Source organism: Microcystis sp. M090S1 (genome assembly GCF_020246295.1).
In the GTDB taxonomy this organism is placed as follows: Bacteria; Cyanobacteriota; Cyanobacteriia; order Cyanobacteriales; family Microcystaceae; genus Microcystis; species Microcystis aeruginosa.
Genome location: NZ_JADBTF010000167.1, coordinates 1 through 22,164 on the forward strand (window position 1 = coordinate 1; position 22,164 = coordinate 22,164).

At 43.5% G+C, this 22,164-nt stretch carries 19 protein-coding genes and 2 pseudogenes; 13 read left to right on the forward strand and 8 right to left on the reverse strand.

Going from position 1 to position 22,164, the window contains the following annotated elements:
* From IM477_RS07445 to IM477_RS07455, 3 genes and pseudogenes are all read right to left on the reverse strand, one after another.
* Window positions 1-905, reverse strand: a pseudogene (locus tag IM477_RS07445) (IS200/IS605 family accessory protein TnpB-related protein); the annotation flags it as partial.
* Between the two features lie 22 nt (window positions 906-927).
* Window positions 928-1,557, reverse strand: a pseudogene (locus IM477_RS23325) (IS607 family transposase).
* Window positions 1,558-1,670: 113 nt separating this feature from the next.
* Window positions 1,671-2,459, reverse strand: a complete 789-nt coding sequence (locus tag IM477_RS07455) for a response regulator transcription factor (RefSeq protein WP_287672112.1) — start codon at window positions 2,457-2,459, stop codon at window positions 1,671-1,673.
* 583 nt (window positions 2,460-3,042) lie between these two features.
* Between IM477_RS07455 and IM477_RS07460 the strand changes: the two genes are divergently transcribed.
* Window positions 3,043-4,860 carry a S8 family serine peptidase gene (locus tag IM477_RS07460; RefSeq protein WP_287731174.1) on the forward strand — a complete coding sequence of 606 codons (1,818 nt, stop codon included), beginning with the start codon at window positions 3,043-3,045 and terminating at the stop codon, window positions 4,858-4,860.
* Between the two features lie 146 nt (window positions 4,861-5,006).
* Here the strand turns inward: IM477_RS07460 and IM477_RS07465 are convergent, their stop codons facing one another.
* Window positions 5,007-5,333, reverse strand: coding sequence for a DUF3155 domain-containing protein (locus tag IM477_RS07465; protein ID WP_287731175.1), 327 nt, complete (start codon window positions 5,331-5,333; stop codon window positions 5,007-5,009).
* A gap of 388 nt (window positions 5,334-5,721) precedes the next feature.
* Here IM477_RS07465 and IM477_RS07470 point away from each other — a divergent pair, with 388 nt between their 5' ends.
* The 5 genes from IM477_RS07470 to IM477_RS07490 all read left to right on the forward strand — a co-directional run bounded on the left by IM477_RS07470 (window position 5,722) and on the right by IM477_RS07490 (window position 12,221).
* Window positions 5,722-6,978 carry a GAF domain-containing sensor histidine kinase gene (locus IM477_RS07470; RefSeq protein WP_287731177.1) on the forward strand — a complete coding sequence of 419 codons (1,257 nt, stop codon included), beginning with the start codon at window positions 5,722-5,724 and terminating at the stop codon, window positions 6,976-6,978.
* A gap of 222 nt (window positions 6,979-7,200) precedes the next feature.
* The gene (gene ebsA, locus IM477_RS07475) at window positions 7,201-7,578 is read left to right on the forward strand and encodes a type IV pilus biogenesis protein EbsA (RefSeq protein WP_287731179.1); all 378 of its coding nucleotides are present in this window, start codon (window positions 7,201-7,203) and stop codon (window positions 7,576-7,578) included.
* 35 nt (window positions 7,579-7,613) lie between these two features.
* Window positions 7,614-8,690, forward strand: a complete 1,077-nt coding sequence (locus IM477_RS07480; protein ID WP_287731180.1) for a phosphotransacetylase family protein — start codon at window positions 7,614-7,616, stop codon at window positions 8,688-8,690.
* A 40-nt stretch (window positions 8,691-8,730) separates the two neighbouring features.
* Entirely contained in the window at window positions 8,731-10,545 is a 1,815-nt protein-coding gene (locus tag IM477_RS07485) for an ABC transporter ATP-binding protein (RefSeq protein WP_287731181.1), read from the forward strand.
* A gap of 236 nt (window positions 10,546-10,781) precedes the next feature.
* Complete coding sequence (locus IM477_RS07490) at window positions 10,782-12,221, forward strand: aminotransferase class I/II-fold pyridoxal phosphate-dependent enzyme (RefSeq protein WP_287731182.1); 1,440 nt, start codon at window positions 10,782-10,784, stop codon at window positions 12,219-12,221.
* On the opposite strand, the gene IM477_RS07495 is transcribed toward IM477_RS07490, so the two are convergent.
* Window positions 12,213-13,589, reverse strand: coding sequence for a serine/threonine-protein kinase (locus IM477_RS07495; protein ID WP_287731183.1), 1,377 nt, complete (start codon window positions 13,587-13,589; stop codon window positions 12,213-12,215). The two genes, IM477_RS07490 and IM477_RS07495, sit on opposite strands and share 9 nt — an antisense overlap.
* A gap of 371 nt (window positions 13,590-13,960) precedes the next feature.
* On the opposite strand from IM477_RS07495, the gene IM477_RS07500 reads away from it, so the two are divergent.
* Genes IM477_RS07500 through IM477_RS07520 form a run of 5 tightly spaced genes read left to right on the forward strand, consistent with a single transcriptional unit; the run spans window position 13,961 to window position 18,394 of the window.
* Window positions 13,961-14,491 (forward strand): DUF4242 domain-containing protein, encoded by a 531-nt coding sequence (locus tag IM477_RS07500; RefSeq protein ID WP_147072095.1) that lies wholly within the window; start codon window positions 13,961-13,963, stop codon window positions 14,489-14,491.
* A gap of 12 nt (window positions 14,492-14,503) precedes the next feature.
* Entirely contained in the window at window positions 14,504-15,619 is a 1,116-nt protein-coding gene (locus tag IM477_RS07505; protein WP_147072096.1) for an acyl-CoA dehydrogenase family protein, read from the forward strand.
* Window positions 15,616-16,398, forward strand: a complete 783-nt coding sequence (locus tag IM477_RS07510; protein ID WP_287731185.1) for an ABC transporter ATP-binding protein — start codon at window positions 15,616-15,618, stop codon at window positions 16,396-16,398. The genes IM477_RS07505 and IM477_RS07510 overlap by 4 nt, the downstream gene beginning before the upstream one ends.
* A 4-nt stretch (window positions 16,399-16,402) precedes the next feature.
* Window positions 16,403-17,611: an ABC transporter substrate-binding protein gene (locus IM477_RS07515; protein ID WP_287731186.1), complete on the forward strand. Its 1,209-nt coding sequence runs from the start codon at window positions 16,403-16,405 to the stop codon at window positions 17,609-17,611.
* A gap of 12 nt (window positions 17,612-17,623) precedes the next feature.
* On the forward strand, window positions 17,624-18,394 hold the full coding sequence (locus IM477_RS07520) for an ABC transporter permease (RefSeq protein WP_149106759.1): 771 nt from the start codon (window positions 17,624-17,626) through the stop codon (window positions 18,392-18,394).
* A gap of 54 nt (window positions 18,395-18,448) precedes the next feature.
* Here the strand turns inward: IM477_RS07520 and IM477_RS07525 are convergent, their stop codons facing one another.
* Window positions 18,449-18,802, reverse strand: coding sequence for a hypothetical protein (locus IM477_RS07525; protein WP_287731187.1), 354 nt, complete (start codon window positions 18,800-18,802; stop codon window positions 18,449-18,451).
* Window positions 18,803-19,059: 257 nt separating this feature from the next.
* On the opposite strand from IM477_RS07525, the gene IM477_RS23330 reads away from it, so the two are divergent.
* Window positions 19,060-19,311 (forward strand): hypothetical protein, encoded by a 252-nt coding sequence (locus IM477_RS23330; RefSeq protein ID WP_008203365.1) that lies wholly within the window; start codon window positions 19,060-19,062, stop codon window positions 19,309-19,311.
* Window positions 19,307-20,263, forward strand: coding sequence for an RNA-guided endonuclease InsQ/TnpB family protein (locus IM477_RS07535; protein WP_287731188.1), 957 nt, complete (start codon window positions 19,307-19,309; stop codon window positions 20,261-20,263). The genes IM477_RS23330 and IM477_RS07535 overlap by 5 nt, the downstream gene beginning before the upstream one ends.
* A gap of 229 nt (window positions 20,264-20,492) precedes the next feature.
* On the opposite strand, the gene IM477_RS07540 is transcribed toward IM477_RS07535, so the two are convergent.
* Together IM477_RS07540 and IM477_RS07545 are read right to left on the reverse strand one after the other, a co-directional pair.
* Window positions 20,493-20,921 (reverse strand): Imm30 family immunity protein, encoded by a 429-nt coding sequence (locus IM477_RS07540; RefSeq protein ID WP_190720290.1) that lies wholly within the window; start codon window positions 20,919-20,921, stop codon window positions 20,493-20,495.
* 14 nt (window positions 20,922-20,935) lie between these two features.
* Complete coding sequence (locus IM477_RS07545) at window positions 20,936-21,208, reverse strand: hypothetical protein (protein ID WP_002760442.1); 273 nt, start codon at window positions 21,206-21,208, stop codon at window positions 20,936-20,938.
* Between the last annotated feature and the right edge of the window lie 956 nt (window positions 21,209-22,164).

Sequence of the window (22,164 nt, forward strand, 5' to 3'; positions counted from 1 at the left end):
CTTCTAAAAATCTGAACCGTAACAGGTTTATTAGATTCTAAGGCATAAAGCAAATCATGTTTGCGTCGTCCATTGACAACAAAATCTAAAGTTATTTTTGTCCCATAAATTTCTTGATAACAACGAGGAACTGTAATAGTAACAGTGAAAATATCATCTTCTTCTTGGTGCGCGTGCTGGTTCCGAGGTTCCCTCGGAACAGTTCGCTCCGCTTGATGATGAATTTTCGTGACTGGATTATTGCCATCCACTGACCCTTTACCGATACTATAAAAATTGCCTCCTCTATGAAGTCTCCAATCTTCTAACCATTCTTCATGATTAGCATAGCCATTGATTTCTAGATGATATTGAGCCTTAAATAACTTCTTTGACCCCCAACAAATGTGAAGTCTGTCTGTTTCCTTTAAATCAGAAAGTTCCTGTTTCTTTCGTTGTAATCTTTCTAGTTTAGATTTGACCCCTAATAATCTCTTGTTAAAGTTTCTTCCATTCGCCGTAGTCGAATTTTGATAAGCCTTCTCTAGAACTTCTAATTTTTCTCTAACTTTCCTAAATCCTGCTTTTAAATCTGTTTCAAGAAGTTCTATGTGATTGGCTTTAGCTGTAGTTAATTGGTCAAACACTGAACTAGCATTTGTCGCTAAACTATCAGCCCATGCCCATTGAATATCAAATTGGGTTTGATAGTTTTTCTCTATCTCATCCTCAGATAACCCTTTTTGTCTATCATTTAAAGCGCGGCGTAAAAGACTTTGATAATCCTTTCCCCAATCTTCTAGAAAGGGATGATATTCTATCTTACTTTCAATCCCTATTAATCTTTGATAGCTCGGTCTATCGGTCTTTTTTTTTGACCGACTTATCCGGGTTAACTTAGCTTTTAAGGATTTCTTTTTAGCCATTTTTCTGAGATTAGCCACCCTATTATTCTAGCAGATTTTCTTCATCTTCAGTCTCTTTTAAGATTTTATTTATCTCTTTTTTATATTTCCTTAACCCGTAGAGACGACAAGAGAAAGAATGAATCACTGCCATTAAATCTTCAATGAGTTCTTGTTGAGGTGATCAAGTTTGAGCATTAGCTACTATTAGCTTACCTTCATGGCTTTTTAAAAAGTGTTCAAAATATTCAAACCCGAATCGGCATAATCTATCTTTAAAGGCAATCACTAAAATCCCAATTTGTTGATTTTCAATCATTGTCATTAGTCGTAAGAATTGAGGACGAGTATAATTTAATCCTCCTCCAATTTCTTCGATGACTTCATCAATAATATAACCTCTGGCTCAACAAAACCGTTCTAAAGCTTCTATTTGTCGAATCAGGTCTTGTTTTTGTTTGGCAGAGGAAACTCTGGCATAGATAACCGTTTTTTTCGGAATTTGTGGTTGTTCTAGACTTAACGCTTTGTAGTAATCTTCTTCGGTATAATAGCGGTGTCCCGATGGGAGTCTATGGGCAGGTAATTTTCCGTTTTTATCCCAAATTCTTAAGGTTCCTATGCTCCGGTTAATCTTTTTGGCAAATTCACCTGGTTTGTATCTAGCATTCAATCACTGACTCCTAATATCTGCTATACTTTATAATATCTTAGCAGATATAGTTAGCTTTTTGCTACCTAAACGAAGCAGCAGAAAATCTGCTAATCAGTCGGACAAAGCCAGAATTAACGACTAACATTGTGAGCGGGAATTTTATTAATGGAATGGCCGTTATGATTGCCTTTGGTGGAGGCAATAATATTAGCTTCTAAAGCTGAAGTCATCTCGGCCAACATTTCTAAATTGAAACGATAGCCGACGTTGCGGACGGTTTGAATTAAATTAGGTTGCCTGGGATCGGTTTCGATTTTTTTCCGCAGAGAGAGAACATGAGTATCGATTGTCCGGGGATTATCAATTTCCTCGGGCCAAGCGCGACGCAGTAAATCGGCTCTTGATAGGGGTGTTCCCTCCGCTTGGGCTAAAACGTAGAGTAGGCTAAATTCTTGGGGCGTTAATTCGATATATTCCCCGTGAAATTGTACCCGTCGTTGGGCTAAATCTATTTTTAATTGCCCATAATCCAAGTGTAGAGGAGCAGCCCTACTGCCTAAACGACGAGTTAACACTTCTACCCTAGCCATAAATTCTTGCATTCCAAAGGGCTTTCTCAGGTAGTCGTCGGCCCCTGCTTTTAAACCATTGACCACATCTTTTTCGCCATTGCGGGCCGAGAGAATCAGTATTAAAGACTGTTTTTGTTGATCAAGCCAACGGCAGAGTTCGATTCCATCCCCGTCCGGCAAGTCGGAATCGATAATTGCTAAGGTTGGTTGACGATGAAGGAAAGCTTGACGCGCACTTTGCAGGGTTGCCGATTGATTAACCAAATAACCGGCCTGTTGCAGATGCCAAGCTAATAGCGATCGCAAGTGCGGGTTGCCCTCAACAATAGAAATATGGATCGATACCACTTGAGTTTCTGCCCCATTACTGCACAGATTGACACATTGTCAGGGTATCAGAATTAATGTCAAGATGTTGTAACAATCGTAACATTCGTCGGTCGTCAGCTTTGAATCAGTGATCAGTTATCAGTTATCAGATCTGAGTTTTCAGTTCACTGATTACTGTTTACTGTTGACTGGTCACTGAAAAAAAGCTCCCCGCTCCCTGCTCCCTACTTCATAATTCACCCCATGTGCAACTAATTTTGGCTCTTCTCGACTTTGTGTGATAATTTTTGCTTATGGAATCGTGAAATGCTTACTGGGCAAGACTTTTAGGACTATTTTGCGGATATTCTATCAGTATAGACCTCGTTTTCACACAGAAACCAGAAGCGCCATATTGTCTGTCTGATAATATCTTATTGATTGTTCTCTCAGCCATTTAACCATTAACCAGGGAGCATCTCACCTTTGTAACCCCTAAATCAGGTTTTTATGTCAAGCTATTTTGAAAGCCTTGCTAGAAACCAGTTTTATGGATAAGTATAATTACTCACTTGCATAAATGAGATGCTCCCTTTAACCACTAAAAAACCACCAGAACACCATGATAGATAACTTTGCCGCCAACGACCTCTATAACTGTATAGATAGTCTAGATTCCTCAGATTTTCAGAAATTCCTAGGGGGGAATAACTCATCAATTTTTCCCCCCATAGCCACTAATCGAGCCACATCTCTTTTCAAAGAAGAAGTAGCGAGCATTGATCTTGATCTTACTACCTTAGATAACGCCGGCAATACCTTAGCAACGGCCCGTGATATCACCATTGGAGCGACTCCCACCAGCTACAGCGATTTTGTTGGTTCTACAGACACCAATGATTACTATCGTTTTAGTTTAGGAACCAGTAGCGACTTTAGCCTCAATTTAACGGGATTAAGTGACGATGCCGATGTGTCCTTATTAGATAGTAATGGCAGTGAGATTACTAGCTCCACTAATGGCGGTAACATCAGTGAGAGTATTATTCGTCAACTGAATGCGGGTACTTACTTTGTCCTGGTTTATCCCTACAGCGGTAGCACTAACTATGACTTAAGTTTAGCTGCCACTGTCGGGATTCCTGATAACGCCGGCAATACCTTAGCAACGGCCCGTGATATCACCATTGGAGCGACTCCCACCAGCTACAGTGATTTTGTTGGTTCTACAGACACCAATGATTACTATCGTTTCAGTTTAGGCAACAGTAGCGACTTTAGCCTCAATTTAACGGGATTAAGTGCCGATGCCGATGTGTCCTTATTAGATAGTAATGGCAATGAGATTACTAGCTCCACTAATGGCAGTAACATCAGTGAGAGTATTACTGGTCAACTGAATGCGGGTACTTACTATGTACGAGTTTATCCCTACAGTGGCAGCACTAACTATAACTTAACCCTGTCGGCGACCACAGCCACAGTTGTACCCGGATATAGTGCCACTTCAGGATACGGTTTAGTTAATGCCGCAGCAGCCGTCGCCGGAGCCTTGAATCAAAGTACTTTTGCCAATGTTCCCACTTTTGGTGGTGCTAATGACTGGGGGGTTAACTTAGTTAATGCTCCGGAAGCTTGGGCAAGAGGTTATACAGGACAAGGAATCGTCGTTGCTGTACTAGATACAGGAGTTGACCGCAATCATGCCGACTTAGCGGGCAATATTTGGACGAATGCGGGCGAAATTGCCAATGATGGGCTTGATAACGATGGCAACGGTTACGTTGATGACGTTTATGGCTGGAACTTTGCCAATGGCAATAATAACACTTTAGATGGCAACCGCCATGGTACTCATGTGGCGGGAACCATTGCTGCCGGTAATAATGGTTTCGGAGCCACTGGTGTGGCCTACAATTCCAGAATTATGCCGGTGAAAGTTTTGAGCGATTCCGGTAGTGGCAGCTATAGTGGCGTTGCCCAAGGAATTCGCTACGCCGTGGACAACGGTGCCGATGTGATTAATATGAGTTTGGGCGGTGGTAGCACTAGCAGTGCAGTTCAATCGGCCCTCCAGTATGCCAGCAGTCGCAGTGTTATCGTGGTTATGGCCGCCGGTAATGCGGGGGCAGCTCAACCCGGTTATCCCGCTTTCAATGCCACCTCTTGGGGTCTTGCCGTAGGTGCCGTTAATAGTTCTAACCAGATGGCTTCCTTCTCCAATCGTGCTGGCTCCAATTCTTCGATGAGGTATGTCACCGCTCCAGGCGTGCAAGTGTATTCTACTCTCCCTAATGGTGGCTATGGTTTCTTGAGTGGAACCTCCATGGCAACACCTCATGTGGCCGGAGTGGTGGCCCTAATGTTGAGTGCCAATCCGAATCTGACCGATGCTCAAGTACGTCAAATTATTACTGCCACAGCCGGTAATGTCGCCTAAAACTTGGCTGTTTTTCAGCCTCAGATTTCTTATCTTTAGCCATCAGCGAAAAGCTGGTGGCTGATTCCCAGATCTCAGACAAAAAAACTCGTTTACTTTTCGGTAAACGAGTTGACTTTCCATGATATGATTAATAGTCCTGGGAATTATTTGGCAACTGCTACCGGTGCTTTGACGGGCTGGGGCTGGGCCTGGGGCTGCAGGTCGCGCAAACTTGGGAAAAGGAAGTGGTTTTCCTCCACATATTGCGCTCCAAACAGTCCTTTTTCAGCCCAGAAATAGCGATCGGTTGTATGCTCGTTACGCTTAACAATCAATAAAGCTGGTGGGCTAATGCCTATAGCTTGAATATACTTACGCGCCGCAGTTACGGGTTTATCTTCGCCACTTTCAATACTATACTGGGGTATAAGTTCAAGTATCTTACGTCCTTCTTGACGACGGCGACTTTTACGTTTCCGTTTTCTGGCCAACCCAATTACCTCCTGTTTTGGCTAATCGTTGTAATGATAGTTACAAAAGCCGTAGCAATTATATCCGTTCTAGACCAAGAAATCAAGTGTCTCTCACAAACCCAATTACAGACAAGTTTGACTAGAAGCTAGACTGAGACTAGGTTTAAGTTTTTCTGACAAAAACACACCCACAAATATCGATACAAAACTTATTATTCTTAAACTTTTTTTAATATATACCTTGATCCACCCCGAAAATAGTGACCAAACCCTTGTCCTAATTGCTTTTTGCCGGTTGCCCTCGACTCAAGAGGAGGGTCATTCTCCCCTATGTAAACTGGGAAACAAAACTCGCAACCCTAGCTGTATCTAGGTTTTCTGATTTTTTACTTTTTACTTTCTTGGTATGCCCTTCTCCTCCCCCTCCCGGACTCCCCTGAGTGATGATTTTATTGCCCTCTGTCAGGCACAGATGGAACTTTTGCGAGAGCAAATGGAAACGGACAGAAGTGCGGTTTATTTAAATGAACCTTTATCGAGTAATTTAATTCCAGTCGTTGTTTATCCGCCTTTTAATCCCCCTTCTCCCCAAAAAAAGCGGCTTTCCTTACAACCGTGGCAACCGGCGGCAGACTTGTTAACTGCGGTTAAGTTAGAAGATTTATCCCACCTCTGGGGTAATCAGGAGACCGTCAGCAGTCATCGCTTGTTTTTACCCTTAATGTATGAAGAGGGCATGATCGGATTATTGGTGACAACCAGAGAAAAACGACCTTGGCAAAGTTGGGAATTAACCCGGATGGAAAAAATCACCCAAACCCTCGCTTTGGCCTGTGTACTTGATCGCCAATTAGGAGAAGAACGTTATTATCGACAATGGCAACGTCAGCGCCTCGATACCTTTCTCCATCAAATCCGCAATCCCCTCACCGCTTTAAAAACCTTTGGTAAACTTCTGCTCAAAAGGCTTTTAGCCGAAGAAGGTAACGATCCCGCCATTACTGGTATCCTGAGGGAAAGCGATCGAGTTCGGGACTTAATCGCCGAATTTGAGGCACAAATTCAGCAAGAAAGCGAAAATTACCCCACCGTCGATATTCCTCTCCTGCAAGCGCAATCTTCCCCCACCGCCTTTCTCTTGCCTGCTGGCAGCGGCCAACTAGCTCCGATCGATCTCCATGATATTCTCGATCCGCTGCTCCTTTCGGCCCAGGCCGTAGCCAAAGAGAGAAATCTCAGTCTAGAAACGATTCACGGGGAAGACATACCACTTATTTGCGCCAAGATCCCCGGTTTGCGGGAAGTATTCAGCAATTTAATTGATAATGCCCTCAAATATACTCCTGCTGGCGGAAAAGTCACCGTCGAGGTGCAGAATGTTAAGAATAGTGTAGAAATTGTTTTTAAAGACACGGGTTATGGTATAGCGAGGAGCGATCAAGAAAGAATTTTTCAACGTCACTACCGGGGGGTGCAAGCAGGGGGAGATATACCCGGTACAGGATTGGGTTTAGCGATCGCAAAAGAATTAATTACCAGCATGGGGGGGACGATTGAATTTATCAGTCCCAATCCCGAGCAAACAAGTTCCCTCTACCCCGGCACGGTTTTTCGGGTTCATATACCAGTTATACCCGATGATAACCTCAGTATAGAGGGATGATCTGGTCGTCAATTCTGCCTATTTTCTCGATCGGGAGATTCCTGGGGCGATCGGTTAAAATATATGGAAAATATCAGTGTCAATGGTAACTTGGCTGTGAACCAAAGAATTAACAGTAGCTAGAGACAATCAATTACACACATCTAAGTAACTCTTGCCTTTTGCCCCTTGCATGAGTGCCTATCCTAACCAAGAAGTTAATTTTGTCCTATTACTTAAATTATGCCGACTATCGAACAATTAGAACCCGCTAATAAGGCCGATGTGGTAGTATATATGCCCTACTATGCCAAGGACAAATATAGTATCCTGCCCTATGCGATCGCTTTGTATCAAGCAGGATCTTTAGAAGGTCGTCGTCGCATAGAAAACAGTCAAGGGATTCCCTTTGTAGCGTCTTGGTATGTATCAAAATTGCCCTCGGAATTGACCCGTTGTCGTTTACAATTTGAAGGACAGGCCGACCTAAGCTATGAGATGACGATTATTAACGCCGAGTTGATCGAATACCTCATCGATGCGATTAAAACCTTTAAGCAGCTAGGTTCAGCCGACTTTTCGCAGGGATTTTATCGGAAACTGCTGCGATTTGAAGAATAAAAGTCGGGATTTTACGGGTTAAAAAGGAGCAAATCGTGGCGAAATCAGCCAAATCTATACTCATCTCTTCCCTGGAACCCCTCAGTGGTAAATCGGGAACTATCGTCGGTTTAGCGCATCTCTTGCGGCAAAAAGGCCTAGAGATAAGTTACGGCAAACCAGTGGGCAATTGTCCGGGCTACGTCGATGGGCAATTGGTCGATGAGGATGTAGAATTTATCCGGCAATTACTAGAATTATCCCCCGATCAGCTGCGTTTACCCGTGATCTATACAGATGTGGATTCCGTTGCTAAACGTCTGCAAGGTGCAGATAAACAGGACTACGGCAATATTCTTGCTGGCTATCTCGATCGGGTTAACAGTGATATTACCCTCCTCGAAGGGCCGGGGACTCTCTGGGAAGGGAGTATTTTTCAGTTATCGATGGGGGAGATGGCCAAAATTCTCCAGACTCCGATCCTATTGGTGGCCCGCTATAGTTCTCCCCTGATTGCCGATAGTCTGCTGAAAGCACAACAGGAATTAAATAATCAGCTGCTGGGGGTAGTAATTAGCGATATCCCCGCCGATGATTGGGATGAAGTACAATCTCTCCTAAAACCCTATCTCGCTGGCCAAGGTGTGGAAGTTTTAGGACTGTTACCCGCTAGTAAACTGCTGCGCAGTATTAGTGTTCGGGAAATTGTCCATCTTTTAGAGGCCAAAGTATTATGTCGGCCCGATCGTTTGGATTGGATGGTAGAAAGTTTAGCGATCGGGGCAATGAATGTCAACGCCGCTTTAGAATATTTTCGCAAGGGGGAAAATATGGCCGTGATTACGGGTGGCGATCGCACAGACCTACAGTTAGCTGCCCTAGAAACTTCCACCACCTGTTTAATCTTAACTGGTTCTATCTCTCCAGATCCCCTGATTTTGGGCCGGGCCGAGGATTTAGAAGTACCGATTCTCTCGGTAAATTTAGATACTCTCACCACCGTGGAAATCGTCGATCAGGCCTTCGGGAAGATTCGCTTACAGGAACAGGTAAAAGTCGCTTGTATTCGAGAATTAATGGAGGAATATTTCCAGATCGATCGCCTGTTAGAAAAGTTAACAACAGGGGGGTAATTTCTCCCTGGCTGCCGAGAATTTCATTGGAAATCCCTTCATGAGTCTATCATCCTCCCCTGTGTCCCCTCCGGTCAAAGAAAATGACTGGAGATTATTATTAAGATTACTTCCCTACGCAAAAAAGCAAAAAGCCCTGCTATTTTGGTCATTAATACTTCTTTTTCCCCTATCTCTCACAGGGGCGATCCAACCCTTAATTATCGGTCAAGCGGTCTCCCTTTTGCAAAAGGAACAAACTTGGGATTTTTTGGCTCGAATGCCCTTAACAGCAGCCATTAATACCCTAATTATTATCCTCTCGGCTTCGATTATTTTACGACTGATTTTAGGGACAACACAAGGTTATCTAGTGCAGAAAGTCGGTCAGTCAATTACTGCTAATGTCCGGGAAGATTTATTTACCCATGTCACCTCCCTTTCCTCCAGTTTTTTTGATCGCTCTCCCGTGGGACGTTTAGTCACTCGTTTAACCAGCGATGTGGAAGCATTAGGAGAAGTTTTTGCTAGTGGGGCGATCGGAGTTGTCAGCGATTTGGTCAATATTTTAGTTATTATCATCACCATGTTTACCCTGCAATGGCAATTAGCTCTATTGTTGGTGTTGATGTTATTTCCCGTCACTGCTTTAATTATCTTTTTTCAAAAACAATACCGCATCGCTAACTATCAAGTACGCGAGGAATTATCAAAACTTAATGCCCAATTACAGGAAAATATAGTCGGAGTTAATATTGTTCAATTATTTCGCCGCGAACGCTTTAATGCTGAAATGTTTCGCGCTATCAATACTCACTATCGTCAATCCCTAGATAAAACAATTTTTTATGATTCGGCTGTCTCGTCCACTTTGGAATGGATCGGATTAATTGCCGTGGGAGGAGTATTATGGTTAGGCGGGATTTTGATTCTCCAGAAAACCATTGATTTTGGGGTTTTATCAGCTTTTATTTTATTCTCCCAACGTCTCTTTAATCCCCTGCGTCAGTTTGCCGAAAAATTTACTATGTTTCAAGCGGGTTTTACTGCTATAGAACGAATTGGTGAATTAATTAGTATTCCCATTGAAATCACCGATTCTAACAATTATAAAGATATTTACTTCCCAGAAAAACGTCAAACTGGCGAGATTATTTTTGAGAATGTTTGGTTTGGTTATAAACCCGATGAATATATTATCAAAGGTCTCAATTTTACCATTCATCCAGGGGAAAAAGTCGCTTTAGTTGGTCCCACCGGTGCGGGAAAAAGTTCGATTATTCGTCTTCTCTGTCGTCTTTACGAACCAAGTAAGGGCAGAATTCTAGTGGATGGTATCGATATCCGTTATCTTCCCCAAGCGGAATTAAGACGTTATATCGGTGTCATTCTCCAAGAAACTTTTCTCTTTGCCGGAGATGTTACTCGCAATATTACTTTAGGGGAAAATTATGATTTTGAGCAAGTGAAGGCAGCAGCTAAATTAACTAATATCGATCACTTTATCGAGGAGTTACCCGATGGTTATCATACCCTTTTACGGGAACGGGGTGCAAATTTATCGGGAGGACAAAAACAATTACTCGCTTTTGCGAGAGTCGCTATTCGTAACCCCGAAATTTTAGTTTTAGATGAAGCTACCGCTAGTTTAGACGTGGGGACAGAAGTATTAATTCAAGAAGCTTTAGAACAGATTTTAGTCAATCGTACTGCTATTATTATCGCCCATCGTCTCTCCACTATTCGCGATGTCGATCGAATTCTTGTCCTTAAACGCGGGGAATTAGTCGAATCGGGAACCCATGAAGATTTATTAACCGAAGACGGCCTCTACGCTAGTTTATATAAACTGCAAATGTTAGGCACAGATAGTTAACAGGAGACAGGAGACTCCGAGACAGGAGACTCCGAGACTCCGAGACTCCGAGACTCCGAGACTCCGAGACTCCGAGACAGGAGATTATTTTTATTTATACTTCCCACACCCCACACCCCACACCCCACACCCTACTTCCCCACACCCCACACCCCACACCCCACACCCCACACCACACACCCTACTTCCCCACTTCCCACTTCCCACTTCCCACTTCCCACTTCCCACTTCTCACAATGCCTTCGCCAGAATCTGCTCCGCTAGTATCACAACTGCAAAAAAAAGTCAATAGTTTAGATGTACCATTTTATGCGCCAGGGCATAAGCAGGGGGAAGGAATCGGGGAAGATTTAAGTAATTTACTGGGAAAAAGCGTCTTTAAAGCCGATTTACCCGAATTACCCGACCTTGATAATTTGTTTGCCCCGACGGGGGTGATTAAAGAAGCGCAAATTTTAGCAGCCGAGACATTTGGGGCAGATAAAAGCTGGTTTTTAGTCAATGGCTCCAGTTGTGGCATTATTGCGGCGATTTTAGCCACTTGCGGCGAGGGAGATAAAATTATTTTGGCGAGAAATATTCATAAATCGGCAATTTCGGGCTTAATTCTCTCTGGGGCGCAGCCTATCTTTATCAATCCCGAATATAATCCCACTATCGATCTAAATTTAAATATAACCCCCCAATCCCTCGAAAATGCCCTGAAACTTCATCCCGACGCCAAAGCGGTGATGGTAGTCTCTCCCACCTATCAAGGGGTTTGCTGTGACTTAGAAACTATCGCCCAGATTACCGATCATTATTCTATCCCGCTGCTCGTCGATGAGGCTCACGGGGCGCATTTTGCCTTTCATCCCGATTTACCTCCGGCTGCCCTGTCTCTCGGCGCTGATATGGCTATTCAGTCCACCCATAAGGTTTTAGGGGCCTTAACTCAAGCATCAATGTTACACTTAAAAAGCGATCGCATTAGTTCCGAAAAAGTCGATCGAGCCTTACAATTAGTTCAAACCACTAGCCCTAGTTATTTGCTTCTCGCTTCCCTTGATAGTGCTAGAAAGCAAATGGCGACGCAAGGACTAGATTTACTGACCAAAACCCTCGATTTAGCCGCTACTGCCCGAAAAGAACTCGATAAAATCCCTAATATCTCTGTTTTAGACTTTCCCCATTCTATCCCGGGTTGTCACTGGTTCGATCGCACTCGTTTAACGGTAATCGTCAAAGATTTTGGCTTAACTGGTTACGAAATAGACGATATTTTGCGAGAAAAATACGCTGTCACGGCAGAATTACCGACTTTAAGCCAACTTACTTTTATTATCTCCATCGGCAACCATCGCGAACACATTAATCGCCTAATTACTGCTTTTCAATGCCTTCAATCCCCTTCCTCTACCAGTTTACCCCCCACTCCTCCCCCAGTCACGGGAAATTTGGCTATTTCTCCTAGAAAGGCTTTTTTTGCCCCTACAGAGATAGTATCCCGGAAAAATGCCCTCGATCGTCTTAGTGCTGATGTTATCTGTCCCTATCCCCCCGGTATTCCCGTTTTGATGCCGGGTGAGTTAATTTCTCAGGAAGTCCTCGACTATCTGCAAACTATTTTAGACCTCGGTGGCACGATTACCGGCGGTAGTGATGATAATTTAACTACTTTCAGGGTTTTAAAATAATCGCAAAATTATCTGATATATTAACCGGAAAAAGGCGGTAATAGCAATTGCTCCGATGGCTGCCATCACGGCAATGATAGCAATTTCAGGAAAATTTAGGCTTCCTTGCAGTTGCGAAAGAAAGAAGATGAGGGTGAGGGTAATTGCTGCTAGAATCGGTAAATCTCTCCCTTCAATCACTTTTTTAAATAATGCCCAAACTAAGCCACCTAAGATCATAAAAGCGATGACAATTCCTAGCGAGGGGAGTAAACTATTTAAGGCAATTACTAATAATGTCCCCTCAAATCCTGTAAAGGCAGCATTAGCGAAGGTTTCCCCAAGAGAAAAGCGGGAAGTTTTTCTAATCACTGGAGAAGCTGGAGGGGATGGAGGAATTGGAGAAGGTGGAGGAGATGGAGGAGATGGGGGAGGTGTATTTAAAGCGGTTAAAACTTCTCCACAGGATTGAAATCTATCCAGGGGATTTGCTAGTAACATTTTATTGAATACTCTTGCTAAATCTGCACTGATGTTGGGGGCATAATTTTGCCAATTCCAGACCTGTTTTTGGGGATCGTATAGATCATCAGGATCGCGATTAGTTAAGAGTATAACACAGGTAGCTGCTAGGGCATATAAATCTGTGGCTGCCGATACCTGATTGCCTAATTGTTGTTCGGGAGGAGCAAATCCAGCTGAGTAAATTGTTGTGGATTTCTCTTGTGTATTACTAGGGTTATTGGTAGCCTGTTTTACTGCCCCAAAATCGAGTAAATAGAGGCGGCCATTTTGGGAGCGCATGATGTTAGATGGTTTTATATCCCGGTGAATGGAACCATTTTCATGAATAAATTTGAGGATAAGAAGTAATTCTTTGAGAATGTTTTTGACTTCACTTTCTTGAAAGGGTTTTTGTTGCTGTTGGAGAATTTCTTCTAAGTTTTTACCGTCGATATATTCCTGGGCCAGATAGAAAAATTGCTCTTCTTTTCCCGTTAATTGATTCTTGACTGTTAAAGGGAAAAAAGCATAGAGATCGGGGATTTGGGGATGTTCTCGTCCTAAATCTTCTAAAACGTGCGCTTCTTGAAAAAATAAGTTTTTCGCTTTTTCTAAAGCTTGCGGACTTAAATTACCGGAAGGTTGAAATTGTTTGAGTACACATTTAGCTTTTTTGGGACTATAACGATCTAGCGCTAAAAATGCCGCCCCAAATCCTCCTTGTCCCAATAGACGTTCTGGCAAATAACGTCCCCCTAAAATTAATGGCATCCCGCAAGTAGTACAATATTTCTGATCGATCGAGGTTAAGCGATTGCTATCGTCTAGGTCTAGGCATTGATTACGCGGTCTCGGACAGTGGGGACGCGTACAAATAACTTCCATAGTCACCGTTTCCCGTGGTACTGCTCTTAGTTTAGCTACTACCGGCAATTCGGGTTAAAATTTTTATTCTTGAGAAAGAGTTACAAAGAGGGTTCGTAGGCCGACACGGATTCCCATTATACTACAAGGTTAGCAGAAATTTTGGAGTTTGTCAAGTCTTTGGCCGAAAAAAATTCAGCCAGATAAGGGCGGTTATCGAAAAAATCGGGTCACGCATATCATTCAAGGCCAGGGTTCTGGCCACGACTTGAGCGAAACGGTCTTGAACCATCCACTCCCGTGTCACCTCGTTTTGAGGCTCTTGAAAATATTGCTTTTTTTTCTCAAAGACAGTAAACTCAAATGTATTGTAAATGTATTTCAGATGAATTATGACTCTATATCTAGTAGAGGATGATCGACAAGAAAGGACCAAAGAACAAGTGAGCGAGATATTGGAGCGCATTGCCACAGTCGCATCAAAATCGCAGGGAGAGTTAATCGAAGCCCTAATCGGTGAAACAGAGGGGCGGTTATTCCTGATTATCAAAGCGATCGATCGCGCCTCCCTCGAACAAGTACTAGAAAACGCTGGGCTAGGTTGGCAACTAATCAAGGAAATGCGCTTGATTGGGCAGGACTTAGCCACTGTGCGAGAGCGCAAAGACAAAGCCAACTATCTAGTACAGTGGAATTTACCTCCGGGGCTAACGATGGAAACTTACCTGCAACGAAAAGCGGAGAAAACCCCCCTTTATGCTCAAGTGCCTGAAGTCAGTTTCGAGCGTACATATATTTGCGAAGACTTGAGTAAATGTCTCTGTTTCTACGATAGTCCCGATGAAGCGGCGGTAAAAAGAGCCAGAGAAGTGGTCGGCGCACCCATAGATAGTTTGACCTCGATTGAAAATATTCACCCCTAGGAGAGAACAATGATGCTCGATCGAGGCTCCGAAATCCTTTCTTTTCTGGAAGAAAGAGCCACTGACCTCAACAACGGTACAGCTAATCTCAACGTCGGTTGGGCCCTAACCAAGCTAGGAGAATCGGGCTGGTTCGGCTATGCTATACCTGAAAGCTTAGGAGGCCGGGGTGGCTCCTTACTACAGGCAGTAGAGGCGATCTCCTCTGTGTCCCAATGCTGCCTGACCACCGGTTTTGTTTTCTGGTGTCAGCGCGTCTTCATTCAATATCTGGCCGCCAGTAATAACACTTACCTACAAAACAAAATTCTACCTGCTGTTCTCAAGGGAGAGATAGCCGGAGCCACAGGACTCTCCAACGCCATGAAGTACCTCGGCGGGATCGAGGAGCTGCGTTTACAGGCAAAGATCGAAGGAGAAAACGTCACTGTTAATGGCTTCCTGCCCTGGGCCTCTAACCTCGACTCTAAGGGAGAATTCATAGTAGCCGTTGCCGCTCAAACTAGATCTGGACAAACTCTTATCCTCGCCCTTCCCTCCTTCGCAGAGGGGTTAAAACGGGGTGAAGACCTACAATTATTGGGTTTACAAGCTTCCCGCACCAGTACCCTTGAATTCGATCGAGTTCAGTTATCTCACGACTGGATTATCAGCTTGGAAGCAGCAAAATTTTTACCCTCAGTCCGCCCCTGTTTCTTGCTGTTACAATGCGGACTGGCCCTTGGCATTACGCGTAAATCCCTCGCGGAGACGGAGAAAAGTTTAGGGGGAAAGGCCGCGGTAGCCAGCGATCGTTATTTCTGCGCCCGGGAGCGTCTGACTCGTCTAGAAAAGAAAATCGAGCAATTCAGCACCCTAGAAAGCTTCGATCTCGGAGGGACACGCCAACTATTCACCCTCAGAGTGGACATTACCCGGTTAGCGGTGGAATCCGTATGGTTAGAAGCGGAAATTAAGGGAGGAAAAGGCTATTTCCGTAATAGCGACACGGCGCGACGGCTGCGCGAGGTGGCCTTTTTACCAGTGTTAACTCCGAGCCTGATTCAACTAGAAAGAGAATTACAACGTCAGTCCTCTACCGATAAAATTCTCACTGGCGAACTCGATCGGGCGGGGGTGAGGGAATGAGCGTCGCCACTGATTACCCCGTCCTCACCCTCAAAAATCTCCATAAACGCTATAAAATCCGCAATGGCTACCGTACCGTTTTTGAGGATATTAACCTACAGGTGCGCTCCGGTGAGGTGGTTTGTTTGCTTGGGGCCAGTGGTTGCGGTAAATCTACCCTCCTTGCTACCGCCGCTGGTTTGCAAAGTGCCGATGGCGGAGAAATACAATTGCACTCACGACCCCTACAAGCACCAGACATCCGCAGCTCGATCGTCTTTCAATCCCCCGCCCTTTTACCTTGGTTAACCGTTTGGCAAAACGTGGCTTTTGGTTTGAAATTAAAGCGGATGCCCCGCCTCGATCATCAGCAATTGCGCGAAAGGGTTCACACCGCCGTTAAAAGCGTCAAACTAGAGGGCTTCGAGCGTGCCTATCCTCATCAACTATCGGGCGGTATGGCTCAGAGAGTTTCTCTAGCCCGCGTCCTCGCCCGCCGCCCCTCTCTCCTCCTCCTGGATGAGCCGTTTAGCGCCCTCGACGCGATCACCCGTTTCGAGATGCAAAAACTCCTCCTAGAAGTCATAGCTCTCTATAACAGCACGGTTCTCCTCGTTACCCACGACATCGATGAGGCCCTATTAGTAGCCGATCGAGTTCTTCTCATGGGCCGTCATCCGGTGGGCATCCGCCGAGAATGGACCATCTCGATGCCGAAACCCCGTTTCGAGTCAGCGAAGCTTTTGAGTGATCTACGCCAGTCAATTTTTCAAGAATTAGCCCTTGTCATGACACTGTAAATCTATGAACCTACACGATAATTGTGCTTGTTGCGGCATGAGCCGTCGAGATTTCCTGAAACTTTCGGCACTGTTTACCAGTTCCTTCGGAGCAGCGATCGCCGCCGATAATTGGAATCTCCCTGTTCACGCCAATGCCAAAGATCAGCCTGTGAAAATCGGTTATCTACCGATTACGGATGCCGCCCCCCTATTGGTGGCCCACTCGCGAAAACTTTATCAAGCGGAAGGTTTAACTGCGGAACAACCGCGCCTATTCCGTTCTTGGGCGCAGATTGTTGAAGCCTTTCTCGCTCGGCAGGTGAATGTTATTCACGTTCTTTTTCCCACCTCGATCTGGATTCGTTACGGGCGCAATTTCCCCGCTAAAATCGTCGCTTGGAACCATACCAACGGTTCAGCCCTCACCGTCCTTCCCGATATTGAAAATCCCAGGGAATTGGGAGGTAAAACGATCGCGGTTCCTTTCTGGTATTCCATTCATAATTTGGTCTTGCAACAACTCTTACAACGTAACGGGCTGAAAATAGTTCGCAAAGCCAAGGACGCGCCGATCGCTTCTAACGAGGTTAATCTAGTGGTTCTCCCGCCCCCGGATATGGTATCAGCCCTCGCCAATAAGAGCATCGGCGGTTATATCGTTGCTGAACCTTTCAACGCGGCGGCGGAAAATCTCAAAACCGGTAGGATTCTCCGTTTCACCGGCGATGTCTGGAAGAATCACGCCTGTTGCGTCGTCTTTGTTCACGAGGAGGATATTAGGCAACGGAAACAATGGACGCAGAGGGTGGTAAACGCCCTCGTTAAAGCCCAACTCTGGTCCCGGAGCAATCGCTCGGAAGTGGCCCGGATTCTCTCTAAAGATGGTGGAAAATATACCCCTCACCCGCTGCCAGTATTGCAACGGGCGCTTACTTACTACGATCGCAATTTCTATAAAAAAGACGGGGCGATCGAGAATCCAGACTGGCAAGTCAACCGGATCGATTTCCAGCCCTATCCTTTCCCTTCCTATACCGAGGAACTGGTACGCTTGCTCAAAACCACTCAGGTGGAAGGAAATACGGATTTTCTCCAAAAACTGCAACCCCGACAGGTGGCCCGGGATCTGGTGGATGACTCTTTTGTCCGTAATGCCTTGCAACAGGTGGGCGGACCGAAAGCTTTCGGCTTACCGAATAATCTCTCCCGCATCGAGACGATCAAATTTTAAGAATCCGAACCTATGAAGTCACAATCTTTGACCTCCCCGCCAAGAGCTTTACTACCCTTATGGGGTATGGGTTTTGGATTATTGCTCTGGTGGCTATTTACCAGTCCTCTATGGCACTCAAACCCGATTTTAAATGATTTTTCCCCTGAGCGATCTTTTGTCGCTTTATTACGTCTTTTTGTTGGGGGGGAGATTATGCCCCATATCCTCACCAGTTGCCGCCGGGTTATTGTGGGCTTGGTTCTCGCTAGTGCCATCGGTGTGCCGTTGGGGGTATTAATCGGGTTGTATCGCTCCCTTGAATCGGCTTTGTCGGCCCTATTTCAATTTCTACGCATGATTTCGCCCCTTTCTTGGATGCCTTTAGCGGTGATGGTTTTGGGAATTGGTGATCTACCCGTGTATTTTTTGCTGACGGTGGCGGCTATCTGGCCGATCCTTCTCAATACGGCTGCTGGGGTTAATGCGGTTGATCGCTCTTGGTTGACTTTAGCCCGCAGTCTCTGTGCTACCCGAGGGGAAACGGTTTTCCAGATTATTCTGCCTGCGATCCTCTCCCATCTCTTAACTGGTTTCCGTTTGGCTATAGGTATTATCTGGATCGTTCTTGTCCCGGCGGAAATGCTGGGGGTTAGTGCGGGTTTGGGTTATTATATTCTCGATACACGCGATCGACTCGCTTATTCAGAGTTGATGGCAGTGATTCTCGTTATTGGCGCGATTGGTTATCTGCTCGATTGGGGTTTGCGTCTGGCTCATCGCTCTTGGACGCATCAAGATTAGCCTATTGGTTCAACTATGTGGGAAGTGGGAAGTGGGAAGTCTTGGCGCTTTTCCTTAGTTGAAAGAGCGGGCCAGACGACTAACACCAGTGTGTAATAACTGTTCCAAACTTGGGCGATCGCTGATGGCTTGAAGATTGATCACAAAACAGGTTAAACCCAGTCCAAAGAGGATAAAAGTGGGGGCCATAACCACACCAATCATTAACCAGGTGGCGACGTGGAGAAACATGGTGACAGCGAACAACAAAGCTAGGGAAGCAATGGGGAAGATTTGACGGGTAGGACGACCGAAATAGAGAAAAAGAACTGTTAAAACGGTGGTTACTAAGTTAGCGGGTACTAAAAAGGCACAAATCGAGACGCAATAGTTGCGGGAAAATTCAGCGAGGGTATTAAAATCTATCATTAATATTACTTTACAATTGCCTGAGTCTTAGTACTCTCGATTGTAGCGGAAAATTTACATGATCGGGATGAAGGTGACTAAAGGCTGTGGTGCAATAGATTTTCGAGAGGGAGCTAAAACGAGGATCGGGGTTAACCACAGAAACCAAAAACCTACCTAAAGCTTTTTAAAGCTACTCATTTCTGTAGCTAGATAGCTAAAATAAGTAACTTTGGCCACCGATAGATTTTAAGAACGTTATCAGGTATAATCAAGATATGAAGCTAGTTGAACGTCATATTATCAGTCAAAACCATCCCTTATGGTCAGAAATCGACCATTATGCCTTCTTGTCAAAAAATTTGTTCAATCTAGCTAACTACCATTATCGCCAATATTTCTTTGAAAACTCCCAAAAACTGAGTTTTAATCAACTCTATCATCTGGTATCTAAAACCTCAGATTATTTAGCTTTACCCACGAAACCGAAGCACGCAGATAATCAGAAGATTAGATCAGGCTTGGATTAGTTATTTTGCCGCTTTTAGAGCTTGGAAAAAACACCCTGAAAAATTTTTAGGAAAACCTAAAATTATTAAGTATAAGGACAAAACCAAAGGAAGAAACCTGCTAATATATTCTCAGGAATCAATTTATAAAAAACCTTTAAAAGAAGGAATTTGTCACTTGTCTATGAGCGACGTAAAATTGACCACTTCCCGAAGAGAAATAATTGAAGTGAGAATTGTCCCCAAAAGTAGCTGTTATGTCATTGAAATAGTCTATGAAAGACGGTCGGAAACCACAGATAAACAAGAGATAGCTGGGATAGATTTAGGAGTTAATAACTTAATGGCTGTAACTACAAATCAAACAGGTGTAGCACCTCTTTTGGTAAATGGCAGACCGTTAAAAGCAATTAACACCTTCTACAACAAACAACGTTCCCGCTTACAATCTCAACTGAAAACCAGAAATAATCAACCCTCATCTAAGAGATTGATATTCCTAACCCATAAACGAAACTGTCGAGTAGAAAATTATCTACACACAGCTAGTAAAAGAGTAATAGATTGGTGTATTCTTCATGAAATAGGGACGTTAATAATTGGGCATAATGAGCGGATGAAACAATCTCTTAATCTAGGAAAAAGGAATAATCAACAATTTGTTAATATTCCCCATTATAGATTAATAGAAATGTTAACCTACAAAGCTCAATTAAAAGGAATAAAAGTCATAATAACTGAAGAATCCTATACCTCACAATCCAGTGCTTTAGATAGGGATGAGTTACCTAAATATGGTGAAGAAAAACCATTATTTAAGGGAAAAAGGTTAGCTAGGGGACTGTATAAAATGGGAACAAATCAGTTGTTAAATGCCGATGTCAATGGGTCATTTAACATCATTAGAAAAGTAATTCCTGATGTCATTGACCAGGGAATAAAGGGTTTGCCGTTTAATCCGCTCCGTGCTTGACCCACTACGAATGACTAAGCTTTCAGGCTTTTAAGTAAGTTTGAGTAAGTTTAGTTGAGCGGTTTACTTTTGATTTTATTACCCAATCCAGGCTTTTGGGGGGTTGGGGGAAGTCCCTGAGTCTCAAATTAAATTAATTAAGCTTGAACAAATGCCAGAAAAAGCGACATTTTTTAAGGGATTACAGATACCAAAATATCATTTTAATTTCTATAAGTCATACAAAAATTTAGGTTAAGATGACCTCCGAGGATGAATTAATATAATTTTTGACGCTTTCTAGTAAAAGTTGATACAAAAAATGAGGTGTTTTTTGATTGGCTAATTCCAGACTATTCTGATAAATTTTAACAGCAGATTCATCATTAATCATTCGATAGTGAATGATTTTTGTCCATTCTGGTGCAGTTATCATTAATTGAGGAATCACTTCAATAAAAGCTTGTATTTGTTGTTGGGGTTCAAAATCTTCTAAAAAATGCACTAAACTAAACATAATTTCAGGATGTTCACAGTTATCATCTAGGATAAGATGTAAGTCTTTTAAATGTTTATCATCAGGATATTTGGTAAGTTTTTCTAATGTTTCCTCAAATAAGTTAATTTCTTGGGATGTTTTCATTAAGCGATTCTCTTGTAGGATTTTTATTAAATTCATGGGGTTGTTGCTCCTTAATCAAAAAAGGTTGACCAGGTAGTTTTATTAAGTTGAATGAGTTCTTGTAATCCCTTTCTAATATCTGCATTATATAATCCTTGACCTAGATAAATTGAGCGAATATCCCAAACTTCTTGTGCTAAGGTTTGTCGAGGGGAAAGGGTTAAGTCTGGACTTTTACCATAAGATAAGGTTTGACGATGACGACCTCCTTTTCCGGGGGATAAGTGTTCCATCATGATAGCAATTCCTTGATTAGTTGTGTAACCTTTGATTTTCGCTTTCATATACGCATTGGATGGTAGATGATGAGGGGTTAAGTTATCTCCTCTACTACCTAATTTTAACAAGTCGCCGTATGTCCCGACTTTTCCTTCTCCTGTCAGTAGTTTAAATTGAGTGATGTTGTCTCCTTATGATTATTTTAGGCCATAGGTTTATCATAGGTGAATAAAAATCTTATCGCTCTTCTATCTCGGAAAATCCCTGTCAACACATAAGTGCTGAAACTCTTATTTTATAAGCGAGCGCTCGCCTATTTTCTAACAACAACTCGAAAATTTAGTTTCTGTTAGTTATTGATCACCCGAAAGCTTGCCCCGAAAGAAAGCTAGAATTTAGACACGATCAGAGCTTTTTCCTGATAATTAAGCTTTAATGACCCATTTTCCTCTTTTCCCCCAACTCCAGTGCTTCCCAACCCAAAAAAGTAAGGCAGACCTTAGCCTACCTTAAAACAAAGCGAGGTTGATCAACTTTGAGGATGCCGATGCGGATGCAGTGGATGGAATTGGTCTATTACCATATATCGTCGATTATAGCAAGGGTTTTGCCAGTTGCATAGATTCAATTAACAAATAATTGTAAGCTTTACCATAGATGTTACTCTATACATTGAGCCGCAAGGACTATCTCTCGTCAAACTGGGTTTCAACCTGAACCTCAGTTCGGGATTAGTCAAAATTCTGAATGTTCTCCTAGCTGATAAACCCTATTCTTTCGTGGAACTGATGGCAAAATCTCTTTAACCGTAACTAACCTTCATTCGGTAAAGATTTTCCTCCTCTCGATCGCCTCGGAGAATTGTGCTGTAAGATATATTCCTGGACTTCCCCCATACATAAATACTAGAAAATTAACAAAACCCTTACTGCAGGTCGCTTCTCAGAAAAAATTGAAAAGAGGCTACTGGGTACATTTTTCACTTGAAAATGGCTGTACCGTTGACTGTATCTGGAGTAGA